This window comes from Alphaproteobacteria bacterium PA2 (genome assembly GCA_002256425.1).
Taxonomy (GTDB): domain Bacteria; phylum Pseudomonadota; class Alphaproteobacteria; order Caulobacterales; family Caulobacteraceae; genus Phenylobacterium.
The window spans coordinates 1,029,072-1,043,156 of record NKIZ01000001.1 but is presented as its reverse complement, the minus strand read 5'-3'; the positions used below and the strand labels follow the sequence as shown (position 1 = coordinate 1,043,156).

Sequence of the window (14,085 nt, the reverse complement as noted above, 5' to 3'; positions counted from 1 at the left end):
CAGGACGATGTCAGGTTGGTAGCAGGGTTTCACCTGCCCGTCCTCCTAAGCCTTGAGTTCGAACCGTCGCCTCAGCCCGCCAAGGGGCTGCAGGAACAGGCGGTGGGAGGCCTCCGAGAGGGCGAAGGTGGCGGGGATGGCCAGGAGCGCGACCACCGCCCTTTGCGCCAGGGGCAGTTCAGAGGCCGGGCCACCGTTCAGATGGGCGAAGACATGGTGCAGCTCTGTGTTCCACAGGTAGGCGGCATAGGATCTGCGCCCCATCCAGCGCACAGGCGCAAACTCCATCAGGCGTCGCAGGGTCTGACCCAGGGGGCAGAAGAACAGGCCCCAGAAGCCCAGGGCGAGGGCGATACCCTGCAGGGAGAACCTGATGGTCTCGCGGTAGGCCGGATCGCGATAGACCAGTGTCGCCAGCATCAGCACCCCGCTCAGGACAAGACCAAAGGCGGCGGCGCGGGGGGCAGTCTTGAGGCGATGGCCAAAGCGCTCGAAGACAATGGACATCAGGCAGCCCCAGGCCATGGAGTCGATCCTGCACTCCGACGCCTGATCGGCATAGAGATCCGGCGCGCCGCTGACATAGGCGAGGATGCGCCAGGCCGGGACGGCGACACAGACCAGCCCCAGGAGCGCCAGCAGGCGGTTTGGCTGATTGCGACAGAAGACCAGCAGCAGGGGGAAGGTCAGATAGAAGTGCTCTTCCACCGCCAGGGACCAGAGCTGGGGCCAGTGCGGGGCGATGGCCAGGGGCGCCTGGGCGATATTCAGATAGTTGGTGAAGAAGGCGAAGCCCGCAGCGATCTGCGGCAGGGGCGAGTCCATGCCGTAGAAGCGTCCGGCAAGGATTGTGATCAGCAGGAAGGCATAGAGCTCGGGCGCCAGGCGCAGGAAGCGTCGGATATAGAAATTGCCAAGCTGGACCTGGCCCGCCGCCGCCTGCTCGCTGCGCAGCAGGGTGGTGATGAGGAATCCGCTGATGAAGAAGAAGGTGGTGACGCCCAGGCCGCCGGGCACCATCCGGTCAAATCCGAAATGACCGACTATGACCAGCAGGACAGACAGGGCGCGCAGGCCGTCCAGCCCCATGAGATAGCGGCGCTCGTCATAGAAGACATAGGGCGGAGCGGTCATGGGCCAAGGTTAGGAGGCGGAGGTGACAGCGTCGTTAATGCCTGCGGTTCCTTGCAAGACGGCGGCAATTGCGGCAACCAAAGCCCATGGATGCACATGTCGCAGCTCTCTACCGCCACCCCGTGAAGGGCTTCACGCCCGAGCGCCTGACCCATGCCGATCTGATGGTGGGCAAGGAGTTTCCCTGCGACCGGATGTTTGCCGTGGAGAACGGACCCTCGGGGTTTGACCCGGCCGCGCCTGCCTGGGTGACCAAGATGAAGTTTACGGTCCTGGCCGCCCTGCCCCAGGTCGCCCTGGCGACCACGGCCTATGACGAAGCCAGCGGAACCCTTTCAGCCAGGGCGCCCGGGCAACCCGACTTTGCCGGCGACCTGAACGCATCAGAGGGACAGGAAGGCTTCACCCACTGGCTCAAGGGCCTGCTCGGCAGCGACGCCCATCCGGATCTGAAGGTCGTCCAGGCGCCCGACCACAGGTTCATGGATCACCCCCTGGGTCACGTCTCCATCCTGAACCTCGCCAGCGTACGGGACCTTGAGTCAAAGCTCGGCCGCGAGATCGACCCCCTGCGGTTCCGCGCCAACATCTATGTCGAGGGCTGGCCGGCCTGGGCCGAAGACGCCTGGGAAGACCGCGACCTGATGGTCGGCTTCGCCCGGGCAAGGGTCTACAAGCCGATCAAGCGCTGCATCGCCACCCACGTGGACCCAGTCACCGGCGAGCGGGACATGGATCTGGTCAAGGCCCTGTTCGATAACTACGGCCACATGAACTGTGGGATCTATGTGCACGTCACCGATGGCGGCCGGGTCAGCCTGGGCGATGCCTGTACTGCGCCGCAGGAGCGGAAATGACCCACACCCTGCTCAGCGCCTGGCAATCGGCAAAGGCGCGGTTGCAGGCGGCGGGCCTGAACGGCCCGGTGATCGACTCCCGCCTGTTGGTAGAGGCCGCGGCCGATGCGACGCGGGCTGACATTGTCGGCGATCCCTACCGCGCCCTGACCCCCGAACAGGAAGCGACCCTCGAGGACTATCTCAGTCGTCGGGAGCGCCGGGAGCCGGTCAGCCACATTCTGGGCCGCAAGGGCTTCTGGAAGATCATGCTGTCGGTGAATTCCCATGTCCTGACCCCGCGTCCGGATACCGAAGTCGTCGTCGACTACGTCCTGAAGAAGATGCCCGAGCGGACGCCCTTCACAATCCTGGATCTGGGTGTCGGATCCGGCGCCATCCTGCTGTCCATCCTGGCCGAGCGACCCGCGGCGAAGGGGCTTGGAGTCGACCTCTCGGAGGAAGCCCTTGCTGTGGCCCGTGACAATGCCGCCCATCTGGGTCTGGCCGGCAAGGTGGCCCTGCTGCGTGGCGACTGGACCAGCGGCCTGGGCGAGAACAATTATGACGTGGTGGTTTCCAACCCGCCGTATATCGCGAGCGACGTGATCGAGACTCTCGAGCCCGAGGTCAAGGACCACGAACCCCGTCTCGCCCTCGATGGCGGCCCGGACGGCCTGGATCACTACCGCGTCCTCGCCCCGGAGATCCTCAGGGTGCTGAAACCGGGCGGACTGTTCGCCGTCGAGATCGGTTACGACCAGAAGGACGCCGTCGAGGCCCTTTTCAATGCGGCAGGCGCCGAAGATGTCTGGACCATCCCTGACCTCGCCATGCATGACCGTGTGGTGGTCGGAATGAAAAAGGCCTTGGAAACTTCACGGTGAATCGCTAGAGCAGGGTTCTGTCTCCACCTCATACGTCGGTGCTTCAGGTTCGGCCTCCAATCTGGAAAGCCTGGACCGCTCCGACAGGCGCGCCGTGTGGCGCGAGCCCCAAGTCGGGGTGGAAGACGAGGAACACCTAAGCATCAACTGAGTTTTCCGGGCCCAGGCCCAGGACCAAGGCGAAAGGATACACCGACCGCATCAAGGCTCCCAGAGCCCAGACGGTCGGCGCGAGGACGAATGAGAGACTTCAAAGGTATGAAGCGCCAGCGTGGCCGCAATCGTAACGGCGGCGCGAACAACGGCGGCAAGCCTCAACAACAAAACGCCAACCGTGCGTTTGAATCCAACGGACCCGAGAACATCAAGGTTCGCGGGAACGCCCAGCACGTTTTTGAAAAGTACCAGCAGCTGGCGCGGGATGCGACGACGGCCGGTGACCGGGTCCTGGCGGAAAACTACCTCCAGCACGCCGAGCACTATTTCCGGGTGGTCCGGGCCATGCAGCCCACCCGTCCGGCCAGCGAAATTCTCGGCCGCGACCAGTTCGTGTCCGGTTTCGACATCGACTTCGAAGACGAGAGCGGCGCCCAGGCTGCCGCCCTTGCTGACGCTGAAGCCGCCGCCAATGGCGATGCAGCTGAAGCCGGTGAAGGCGAAACCGAAGCCCGTGACCGCAATGGCTGGCGCGATGACCGTCCCAGGGACGATCGGCCGAGGGAAGACCGTGGAGACCGCCCGCGCTATCGCGATCGTGACGACCGCTGGCGGGACGACCGCCCCCGGGAAGACCGCCCGCCCCGCGAAGATCGCGGCGACCGCCCGAGGGATGACCGTCCCCGCGACGAGCGGCCCCGTGAAGACAGGCCCCGTGAAGAGCGGCCACGCGATGACAGGCCACGTGACGAACGCCCCCGCGATGAACGGCCCCGTGAGGACCGCCCGCCTCGGGAAGACAGACCGCGCAATGATCGCCCTGAAGGCGGTCGCCGTGATCGCTGGCGTGAACGCGAGCCCCGTGAAGATCGCCCCGAGCGCGATCCCCTGGCGGTGATCGAGCCCAAGGCCGCTCCCATGGTGGCCACTGAGGAAAAGAGTTCACCCGTCCTGCGGGACGATGACGGCGGTGAGAGCCACGCGCCGGCCTTCCTGAAGGCGCCCCGGTCCCGCGCCCCCAAGGCCGAAGCCGCCCCCGTGGCTGACGCCGGAGAAGAAGCCGCCAAGCCCGCCCGTCGTCGCCGCGCACCGCGCAGCTTCGAAGGCGGCGGCGAAGAGGGCTAGGCCTTTTAGAGCGCGTTCCCTTTAGACGGAACCGTCTAAAGGGTAAAACTGCGCTCTGACTCAAAGGTTTAGAGCACGCTTGTCGCGATAACCGGTTCCCACTTATCGCGGCGGGCTCTAGAGCGCGTTCCCTTTAGACGGAATCGTCTAAAGGGTAAAACTGCGCTCTGATTCAAAGGCTTAGAGCCCGCTTGTCGCGATAACCGGTTCCCACTTATCGCGGCGGGCTCTAGAAGCTGTATCCAATTCCGAGCCGCAGGCTGCGGCCCGGAAGCGGTGCTATGTCCTTCAGGAAGGATACGTGCTCGCGCACTTCCTGATTGGTCAGGTTGTGTCCGTCCACGAAGATCTTGAAGCCTGACAGCTCGCTCGGGCGGTAGATCATCTGCGCATTCACAAGGGTGTAGCCGTCCGTTGCGCGCTCAAAAGCGGCCAGGCGGGTCTGCTTGGCGACCTGCCGCACTTCTACGTTTCCGCTCCATGGACCATGACGGCCTTCCAGACCCAGGGCGAGTGACCAGGGCGGGGTGCGGGGTGCGGGACCGCCACCGGTTTCGCCGCGGACAGTGTCCCCGGACAGCTTCACTTCGGCGTGGGTGTCTGCAGTATCCAGCAGCTCATAGGACGCTTCCAGTTCAGCGCCGTGGAAGTCGGCCTTGCTCTGGGTGAACCGGTAGATCGGGAAGCCGGAGTCCGGATCGTCAAGTCCCGTTCCCTTCAGGTCGATGAATCCATCATAGGACACGACGAAGGCATGCAGATCGATGGCGACGGGGCCGGTTGAGTAATGGATTGTCGCATCCACCGAATTGGAAATCTCGGCGTCCAGCTTGCCGTCGCCAATTTCGAAAACCCCTTCGGCGGGGTGGGCGCCATTGGCGAACAGTTCCTGCTCGCTGGGCGCACGACTGGCCCGGGCCAGGCTGAGGGCGAGGAACCAGCCATCGGCCGGACGGATGAAGGCTGCTGCAGAGGCTGAGACGTTGGTAAAGTCCCGCTTGCCCGGGACGCTGTCCAGCTCGCGACGATCCAGACGAAGTCCGCCCTCGACACCCCAGGCCTCCTTGTCGAGCCGCTGAAGGGCGAAGATTCCCTGTTCAGTAATTCTGGTCTTGGGGACGAACACTTCCGCTCCGATGGCGTCGAAGTTCCGAAGGAGCGCCTGCACGCCTACGGCGCCCTGCCATCCGTCTCGATCCGGCTGCACAAACTCGGCGCGGCCCTCCCAGCCATCGGAAAGGAACCGGGTGCCGGGCGTCCCAGCCTCAAGCTCCACATGTTCATAGTCAGCATGACCGGCGGTCAGCTTGATACGATCAAAGGGACCGAAATCTCCGTTCAGGCCTGCGCGGAAATCGATCCGGGTCTGGCTGAGGTCAATGGAGATGGGATCGGGTTCATCGCTGGGCACCCCGTAGAGGGTCTCGAGCTTCTTGACCGACATGCCGACAAAGCCGTTAGCGCCGACATAGGACAGGCCTGCTCCATAGGATGTGAGTTCAACGGCGGTATTGACGACCTTGCTCTCTACGGCCTGGGGAGCTGGAAGTCCCTCGTCCGCCGCCAGGCGCGAGGAGATGGCTTCCATTGGAATGGTATAGTCACTGCTCTTCCGCTTCAGCCCATCCAGGGTGACGACCCAGTTCCCGGCGCCATAACGCAGTTCCGCAGATCCGCTTTTTCCGTCATCCACACTGGAGACCGAACCCAGTACCCGGCCGTGCAGGCCATCGACCGTGACATTCGAAATCCGGTTGTCCGTAATGTTGACCACGCCGCCAATGGCCGATCCGCCATAGGCGAGGGCAGATGGCCCCCGCAGGACTTCAATCCGCTCTGCTTCCTGGGGATCGGTCGCGACACTGTGGTCCGGCGACAGGGCCGAGGCGTCGATCATACCGACGCCATTGGTCAGGACCATGACCCGGGGACCTGACAGGCCACGAATGACAGGCCGGCTGGCGCCCGGTCCGAAGGCGCTGGACCGCACACCCGGCAGGCCGCTCAGCACATCGCCGATCCCTGCCGGAACCGCTGTGTCCAGGTCTTCACGCTTGACCACGTCGACATTGGTCGTGGCGGAGTCCAGGGAGATCACATAGGGCGCACCGGTCACGATGACTTCAGCGATCACCTTGCCATCCTCAGGGGGGGCATCGGCGGCGTAGGCTGAACCGGACGCCAGGAGCGCGACGACAGCCGTCGCCGACAGGAGATCACGACGCATCATTCCAGAACCTTGTCAGCACAGTTAATGTTACAATATAACGTCCTCTGTTATGAGATAACATAACGGGCTGTCAAGCGGCCTCCTTGAAGTCGGAGGCGGAGACAGTTACCTGTTGAGAATGAGCGCAGATTGTCATCATTCCATAGGCGCCCATCCGGGCCTGGAGGGCGACTCGCTTGGTCTTGCGCTCGCCGATGCCGAAACCAGATGCCAGTCCACCCAGGAGCGGCTGACCCCTCCCCGGCGTCGTGTGCTTGAACTCCTGCTACAGTCCGACGCCCCGCTGAAAGCCTATGACCTGATCGCGGCGTTCGGGCGGCAGGGCGAGCCCGCCAAACCGCCTACCGTCTATCGCGCCCTGGAATTCCTTGAGCGCATGGGGTTTGCCCACAGGATCGAAAGCCTCAACGCCTATGTCCCCTGCAGGCATGATGCCCAAAGCCACAAGGCGGCCTTTCTGATCTGCGATTGCTGCGGGGCCGCCCAGGAATTCGATCCGGACCTGCTGGATCGTCTGTCATCGGTAGACATGGCCGGCTATGCCCTGCGCTCTGTCACTCTGGAAGCTCACGGCCTGTGCCCGGCCTGCCAGGGCGAGGCGGCGCCATCCTAGGCTGAATCGGGCTGCGACTTTTAAGCGCCCTGCTTGAATCCGCTCGCAGAGCTCCGTGAGCTTGGGCATTCTCACACCCTTCGGCGATAATGTGCGCCGGATGACACAAGGTTGAAACCGAGATGACGGCCAGTTCCAAGATCTTCATCGGCCTGGGGGTCACCCTGGCCGCCGCCATGATGCTCTATGGCCCCATGGGCTTTGGCCGCGCCTGCGTGATCGGCAAGACGGCTGTCGCCAAGGACATGGCGACCTTTGCAGCCTCGTCGAACTCCTAGTCCTCAGGAACCTTCTCGATGTTCACCTCATTCCTGACCTCCTTCATTCCTTCCCTTTTCGCCTTTGGCGCCGGGCTGCTGATCGCCTGGCTGGCCTGGGGCTGGGGCCGGGCTGGCAGAGACTGAGCCGATAGGAAATCCTGCCATGTGGAACTGCACAATCGGTGGCCTGTTCTGGCTCACCCTCCCCTTCCTGATCGGGTTGGTCACGGGCTGGTGGGTCTGGGCACAGAAGCCGAAGGCCCCGGAAATCAACGCGTCGACTCCCGTTCCTGAATCCCATTCGGCAGCGCCACAGGCCTTTGCGTCTGCCCCACCATCGGCGCCGGCGCAAACTCCCAAGGCCGTTGAGGTCGCGCCCGTAGCCGCGGCGCCGCTGGTCGAGAGCCCCCAGCCGAAAGCGCCCAGGCTTACCGCTATCGGCATCCCTGCTGCGGTCGGCGCTGCCGACGACTTGCTGCAGATCAAGGGCATTGGCCCCAAGTTGAACGCTGTCCTGAACGATATCGGTGTTGTGCGGTTCGACCAGATCGCGGCCTGGGGTGAGGCGGAAATCGCCCGGGTAGACGATCATCTCGGCGCCTTCCGGGGCCGCATCGACCGGGATGCCTGGGTGGATCAGGCGAGCCTGCTGGCAAAGGGACTGATCGGCGAGTTCGAGGCCCGGTTCGGGAAACTCGACACCGAAACCAAATAGGCGGAGACTCCGGCCGCGTCACACTCACGGCGCGATTGCAGTTCAGGCCCCCGCGTCGTCCATGATCGAGGTTACTCCCGGCATTGTCCTGGCAGACGACGAGATCAGCGAGCGGTTCATACGTGCTGCTGGCCCCGGCGGTCAGAACGTCAACAAGGTGTCGACAGCGGTCGAGCTTCGGTTTGACGTCCGGCGGTCCCCGTCCCTGCCCAATGATGTCGCCATCCGCCTCATGAAACTGGCGGGCCGCAGACTGACCCAGGACGGAATCCTGGTCCTCGTCGCCATGACCCACAGGACCCAGGAACGGAATCGCGCCGACGCCCTGGATCGCCTGCTGGAACTGATCCGCAAGGCGGCCGAACCACCGCCGCCACCCCGAAAACGAACCCGCCCGACCCTGGCCTCCAAGACCCGCAGGCTGGAAGGCAAGGTCAAGCGCGGCGGGGTCAAGGCCCTCCGCGGCAAGGTCAGGGGCGACGACTAACCTTAACGAAGGCTTGGCGGATGAGGCAGTCGGCGCCTATTCTGTGCGCATGATGAAACTTCGCCATCTCCTGATCACCGGCGCCCTTCTGGCGCTGTCCGCCTGCGCTGCAGGACCGACCCTCGGCCCGCAACCGCCAGGCCGCGATCCGGCCAGCGCACCGCCATCGGCGGAAGTCTTCCGGGCCCAGGATTTCGCCTGGTCAACAGCCGTCGGCAAGGGCGGAATAGATGGCCATGTGGGGTTCAGCGCAGCGGGCGTGAAGTATACCTGCAAGGGCGCTGGCGTCATCCTGACCCCGGAAACCCTGTGGTCCCGCCGCAGGATGACCATCCTCTATAATTCGCCCGTGGCTTCGGCCTTGCCGGTGGATCAGGTTCGCGCCCGCACGCCGACGGCGCCCAGCGGCGACTATTCCGCCTTCATACGCCGCTCGACCTGTGATGGCGCCGACCGGTTCTCATTCTCCAACCTGCCCAATGGCGCCTGGTTCGTGATCCTGGTGGCCAAGCCCCTGGGCGGCAAGGGAACCGACATGGCCATCATGAAGCGGGTAGAGGTCCGCGGCGGACGGATCGTTCTGGTCGAACTGTAGGATTCAGGGGCGGGACCGGCCCGCCCCCTTTTGCATTCCTAGTGAACCAGGGCCTTGCCGATTTCCAGGCCACCCGCGCCGGCTGACACCTCAATCACCGACCCGTCCATCAGGTCGCCGGCCAGAAGCTTCCTGGCGATGGGGTCCACCAGCTCCTTCTGGATCACCCGCTTCAGCGGCCTTGCGCCATAGACCGGGTCGTAACCCCGCTCCGCCAGCCAATGGCGGGCGGCGGGATCCAGGCTGATCGCCATGCGGCGGTCAGCCAGCATCTTCTCCACCCGCTGCAGCTGGATGCCGACGATATTGTCCATTTCGGACCGGCCCAGACGCTTGAAGAGGATGATCTCATCCACCCGGTTCAGGAATTCCGGGCGGAAGTGGCGACGGACCACGTCCATGACCTCGCCGCGCACCTCTTCCACATCATCGCCATCGGCCTGGCTGGCCAGGAACTCTGACCCAAGGTTCGAGGTCATGATCAGCAGGGTATTGCGGAAGTCGACAGTCCGACCCTGACCGTCGGTCAGGCGGCCGTCATCCAGCACCTGGAGCAGGACATTGAACACATCAGGGTGAGCCTTCTCGACCTCGTCGAACAGGACCACCTGATAGGGCCTGCGCCGAACCGCTTCGGTCAGGGCGCCGCCCTCGTCATAGCCCACATAGCCAGGGGGGGCCCCGATCATGCGGCTGACCGAGTGCTTCTCTATGTACTCGCTCATGTCCAGCCGGGTGATTGCGGCCTCGTCGTCAAACATGAAGGCCGCCAGGGCCTTGGTCAGCTCGGTCTTGCCGACACCGGTCGGGCCCAGGAACAGGAAGGAGCCGATGGGCCGGTTGGGATCCTGCAGGCCAGCCCGGGCGCGGCGAACCGCGTCGGAGACGGCGACAAGGGCCTCTTCCTGGCCCACCACGCGACCGCGCAGGGCGTCCTCCATGGCCAGCAGCTTTTCCCGCTCGCTTTCCAGCATCTTGTCCACCGGAATGCCGGTCCAGCGGGAGACCACCGCGGCGATCTGCTCGGCGTCGACCACTTCAGGGCTGACCTGGTCCTCGGCCGCCTTGGCTTCGGCGTCAGCCAGCTGCTTCTCCAGCGGCGGGATTTCGCCATAGGCGATCTCTGAGGCCCGCTGCAGGTCCCCACGGCGCTGGGCGGCCACCAGTTCGGCGCGCAGGCGGTCAATGGCTTCGCGTACCTGGGCGGCGGAAGAGACCTTGTCCTTCTCCGCCTTCCAGCGGACCGTCATGTCCTCGGACTGGGCCTCAAGGTCGGCCAGTTCGTCCTCCAGCTTTTCCAGCCTCTGCTTCGAGGCGGCGTCGCTTTCCCGGGTCAGGGCTTCGCGCTCGATCTTCAGCTGGACGACCCGCCGGTCGATTTCGTCCAGCTCCTCGGGCTTGGAATCCACGGCCATGCGCACCCGGCTGCCGGCCTCGTCGATCAGGTCGATGGCCTTGTCGGGCAGGAAGCGGTCGGCGATGTAGCGGTTCGACAGGGTGGCGGCGGCGACAATGGCGCTGTCGAGAATACGCACCCCGTGGTGCACCTCGTATTTCTCTTTCAGGCCACGCAGGATCGACACCGTGTCCTCGACGGTGGGCTCACTGACAAACACGGGCTGGAAGCGACGGGCCAGGGCCGCGTCCTTCTCCACGTGCTTGCGGTACTCTTCCAGGGTGGTCGCGCCAACGCAGTGCAGCTCTCCACGGGCCAGAGCGGGTTTCAGCAGGTTGGAGGCGTCCATCGCCCCCTCGGTCTTGCCCGCGCCCACCAGGGTGTGCATCTCGTCGATGAACAGGATGATCGAGCCCTCGGCCTGGGTGACCTCGTTCAGCACGGCCTTCAGCCGCTCTTCGAACTCTCCGCGATACTTGGCGCCGGCGATCAGCGAGCCCATGTCCAGGGCCTGGAGCTGCTTGTCCTTCAGACTTTCAGGCACGTCGCCATTGACGATGCGCAGGGCCAGGCCCTCGACGATCGCCGTCTTGCCGACACCGGGTTCACCGATCAGGACGGGATTGTTCTTGGTCCGACGGCTGAGGACCTGGATGGTCCGGCGGATTTCCTCATCCCGGCCGATGACAGGGTCGAGCTTGCCGTCCCTGGCCGCCTGGGTCAGGTCTCGGGCATAGCGCTTGAGCGCATCATAGCCCTCTTCGGCATTGGCGGTGTCTGCCGTCTTGCCCTTGCGCACAGCCTTTGCGGCCTCTTCCAGACCTTCGGCGGTGACGCCCGCGTCCTTCAGCAGTTTGGCGACATCGCCGCCTTCCCTGGCCGTCGCGATCAGCAGGCGTTCGGTGGTGACAAAGGCGTCGCCGGCATCCTTGGCGCCGCTCTCGGCCTCGGCGAAAATCCGGGCTACTTCGCCGGACATGTAGAGCTGGCCAGAGCCGCCCTCCACCTTGGGGCGCTTGCCCAGCAGGACGTCAACGGCGGCGTCAGCCTCGGCGGGACGTCCGCCGGCGCTCTGGATCAGGGTGCGGCTGAGGCCGTCCTTTTCCTCAAGCAGGACCTTGAGCAGGTGTTCAGGCGCCAGTTGTTGGTGACGACGGGCCAGGGCAAGGCTCTGGGCCGACTGGACCGCCTGTTTGGCGCGGTCGGAATAGAGATCGATATTCATGAGTCCCCTCGTAAGGCGGAAGTTCGAAGATCGCCTTGAGAAAGCGCAATCCCCGTCACCCCGATGTAGTGTGGCTCCTACGCCACACAAGCCTCGCCGAGCAGAACTTGTTCCCGATCAGATCGGGGACACTACTGACGGGCCATTTCCGCCGCGCCTATGCCCTCGCCATCGAGCACCTGGTCATCATCCATGGTGACCACGACCCGCGACAGCTTACCGGTGAAGACGAAGGGCGCCTCGTATCCGGCGACCGGACTGCCGCGGTCCAGACCAATGTCCAGGCCCGACCAGGAGATGAAGTTGGCGAAGCCCAGATGGGTGCGGACCTCACCGGCCTTCTTCCCGTCGACGGCCAGGGTGAAGCTGCGACCATCACTGTCCTGACGGACACCCACTGACAGTCGGTGATGGCCGGCCGGAACCGGCGCCTCAGAGGTCGCCGTCACCAGGGCGCCGCCTACATTGATCGTATAGTTCAGCCGTCCATCCTGGAGGTAGAAGCTGTAGCCGCAGGTGGCGTCGCCATGGGACAGCAGGACGCCCTCAGCCCCTTCCGGCGGCACGAAGGCCTCGGCCTCGATGCGGTAGGACCGGCTGCGGACATCGGGGGCGACATCAGTGGGCAGGTGGCCCATGCCCTTGTGGAAGACGAAGCGTTTGCGGTCGCCATGATAACGCAGGGCGTTCTCGGCGAAGCGGGGCCCGAACCGGTCGTCCAGGGGCAGGACATTGCAGCGCTCGGCCTCGGACCACCAGGCCGCCACCAGTTCATCCAGCTTGTCCTTGCGGGTCTCGGCCAGATTCTCGACCTCCGAGAAGTCGGCGTCGAGGTGGTAGAGTTCCCAGACATCCTTGTCGAAAGGCAGGCCCGGCGGGTGGAAGGACACGGCTTTCCAGCCATCCTTCCAGAGGCCGCGATGGCCGAACATTTCGAAGTACTGGGGCCGGGTCCTGTGGCTGGCCGCCGGGTCGGTGAAGGACGCCTTGAAGCTCTGCCCCTCCAACGGCATCTGCGGGACGCCCCCAATGCTCTGGGGAATGTCCAGACCCAGAATGTCGAGAATGGTCGGGGTGAAGTCGGTGGCGTGGGCGAAGGCGTGGCGCAGCTCGCCCCGGGCCTTGATCCCGTTGCGCCACGAGATCACCAGGGGGTCGCGGATGCCGCCGCCGTGGGTGTTCTGCTTGTAGCGGCGCAGGGGCGTATTCGAGGCCATGGCCCAGCCCTGCGGGAAGTTGGAATGGGTGTCTGGCCCGCCAATGTCGTCGATCCGCGCCAGCTTCTCAGCCATGGGCTCGGCCTTCATATTGTAAGGCCCCATGGCGTTGACCATGCCCAGGGGACCGCCCTCCTGACTGGCGCCATTGTCTGACAGGATCAGGATCAGGGTGTCGTCGCGGATGTCGGCCCTGTCGAGGAAGTCGATCAGGCGGGCAATGTGCTGGTCGGCATGGTCGAGCATGCCGGCATAGGCGCTCTGCAGACGGGTGAAGAGCCTCTGCTCATCGGGGGAGTATTCATCCCAGCTGCGGACGCCGTCATTGCGCGGCGGCAGGACGGTTTCCGGCGGGACAATGCCCAAGGCCTTCTGACGGGCGAGCCGCGCCTCGCGCTCAGCGTCCCAGCCCTTTGCGAAGACAGCATCATAGCTGTGGATCAGGTCCTTGGGCGCCTGGTGCGGGGCGTGGCAGGCGCCCAGGGCCAGCCAGAGCAGCCAGGGCGTATGGGGCGCATCGGCCGTATGGTCGGCGATGAAGCGGATGGACTGGTCCACCAGATCGGCGGTCAGGTGATAGCCGTCGCCATAGCCGCCCGGCGGGTTGATGGGCGTATTGTCCCGCACCAGCTCCGGGGCGTACTGGTCGGTCTCGGCGTCCATGAAGCCGTAGAACCGGTCAAAACCGCGCCCCAGGGGCCAGCCGTCGAAGGGTCCGGTAGGTCCGGATTCGGTCAGGGGCGTCGCATGCCACTTGCCGACCATATAACTGCGATAGCCATGCGGCTTGAGCATTTCCGGAAGGGTCCCGGCCTCCCGGGACAGCTTGCCGCGATAGCCGGGAAAGCCGCTGTCGAAATTGGCCAGACAGCCCATGCCCACCGAATGGTGGTTGCGGCCGGTCAGCAGGGCCGCTCGGGTGGTCGAGCACATGGCCGTGGTGTGGAAGCTGGTATAGCGCAGACCGTCTGCAGCCAGGGCGTCGATGGTTGGGGTCCGGATCGGCGAGCCATAACAGCCGAAATCCGAAAACCCGACATCGTCAAACAGGACCACCAGAATGTTCGGCGCACCCTTGGGTGCCCGGACAGGCTCAGGCCAGTAGGGGGTGGAGTCCGCGAGGGTCCTGCCGATCTTCGCCGCGCCTTTGGTCATGTCCGCCCCGCCTGATTCAATTGGCAAGATGAATGCCAGCTTTCTTCAGGACCG

Annotated in this window: 11 protein-coding genes; 7 read left to right on the top strand and 4 right to left on the bottom strand. The window is 64.6% G+C overall.

Going from position 1 to position 14,085, the window contains the following annotated elements:
• Window positions 1-45: 45 nt before the first annotated feature.
• Window positions 46-1,134: an acyltransferase gene (locus CFE28_05030; GenBank protein ID OYU69420.1), complete on the bottom strand. Its 1,089-nt coding sequence runs from the start codon at window positions 1,132-1,134 to the stop codon at window positions 46-48.
• A gap of 86 nt (window positions 1,135-1,220) precedes the next feature.
• Here CFE28_05030 and CFE28_05025 point away from each other — a divergent pair, with 86 nt between their 5' ends.
• From CFE28_05025 to CFE28_05015, 3 genes are all read left to right on the top strand, one after another.
• Window positions 1,221-1,991 (top strand): MOSC domain-containing protein, encoded by a 771-nt coding sequence (locus CFE28_05025; protein OYU69419.1) that lies wholly within the window; start codon window positions 1,221-1,223, stop codon window positions 1,989-1,991.
• Entirely contained in the window at window positions 1,988-2,857 is an 870-nt protein-coding gene (gene prmC / locus CFE28_05020; GenBank protein ID OYU69418.1) for a protein-(glutamine-N5) methyltransferase, release factor-specific, read from the top strand. The genes CFE28_05025 and prmC overlap by 4 nt, the downstream gene beginning before the upstream one ends.
• Before the next feature lie 240 nt (window positions 2,858-3,097).
• A complete protein-coding gene (locus CFE28_05015; protein ID OYU69417.1) occupies window positions 3,098-4,138 on the top strand; it encodes a hypothetical protein in 1,041 nt (346 codons plus the stop codon).
• A gap of 229 nt (window positions 4,139-4,367) precedes the next feature.
• On the opposite strand, the gene CFE28_05010 is transcribed toward CFE28_05015, so the two are convergent.
• Entirely contained in the window at window positions 4,368-6,368 is a 2,001-nt protein-coding gene (locus tag CFE28_05010; GenBank protein OYU69416.1) for a TonB-dependent receptor, read from the bottom strand.
• Between the two features lie 118 nt (window positions 6,369-6,486).
• On the opposite strand from CFE28_05010, the gene CFE28_05005 reads away from it, so the two are divergent.
• The 4 genes from CFE28_05005 to CFE28_04990 all read left to right on the top strand — a co-directional run bounded on the left by CFE28_05005 (window position 6,487) and on the right by CFE28_04990 (window position 9,038).
• Window positions 6,487-6,981 carry a Fur family transcriptional regulator gene (locus CFE28_05005; protein ID OYU69415.1) on the top strand — a complete coding sequence of 165 codons (495 nt, stop codon included), beginning with the start codon at window positions 6,487-6,489 and terminating at the stop codon, window positions 6,979-6,981.
• 423 nt (window positions 6,982-7,404) lie between these two features.
• Complete coding sequence (locus CFE28_05000) at window positions 7,405-7,956, top strand: hypothetical protein (protein OYU69414.1); 552 nt, start codon at window positions 7,405-7,407, stop codon at window positions 7,954-7,956.
• A 61-nt stretch (window positions 7,957-8,017) separates the two neighbouring features.
• Window positions 8,018-8,443: an aminoacyl-tRNA hydrolase gene (locus tag CFE28_04995; protein ID OYU69413.1), complete on the top strand. Its 426-nt coding sequence runs from the start codon at window positions 8,018-8,020 to the stop codon at window positions 8,441-8,443.
• Between the two features lie 13 nt (window positions 8,444-8,456).
• On the top strand, window positions 8,457-9,038 hold the full coding sequence (locus tag CFE28_04990) for a hypothetical protein (GenBank protein OYU69412.1): 582 nt from the start codon (window positions 8,457-8,459) through the stop codon (window positions 9,036-9,038).
• 38 nt (window positions 9,039-9,076) lie between these two features.
• Here CFE28_04990 and clpB read toward each other — a convergent pair whose 3' ends face one another.
• Window positions 9,077-11,659, bottom strand: coding sequence for an ATP-dependent chaperone ClpB (gene clpB, locus CFE28_04985; GenBank protein ID OYU69411.1), 2,583 nt, complete (start codon window positions 11,657-11,659; stop codon window positions 9,077-9,079).
• A 131-nt stretch (window positions 11,660-11,790) separates the two neighbouring features.
• On the bottom strand, window positions 11,791-14,031 hold the full coding sequence (locus CFE28_04980; GenBank protein ID OYU69410.1) for an arylsulfatase: 2,241 nt from the start codon (window positions 14,029-14,031) through the stop codon (window positions 11,791-11,793).
• Window positions 14,032-14,085 lie beyond the last annotated feature (54 nt).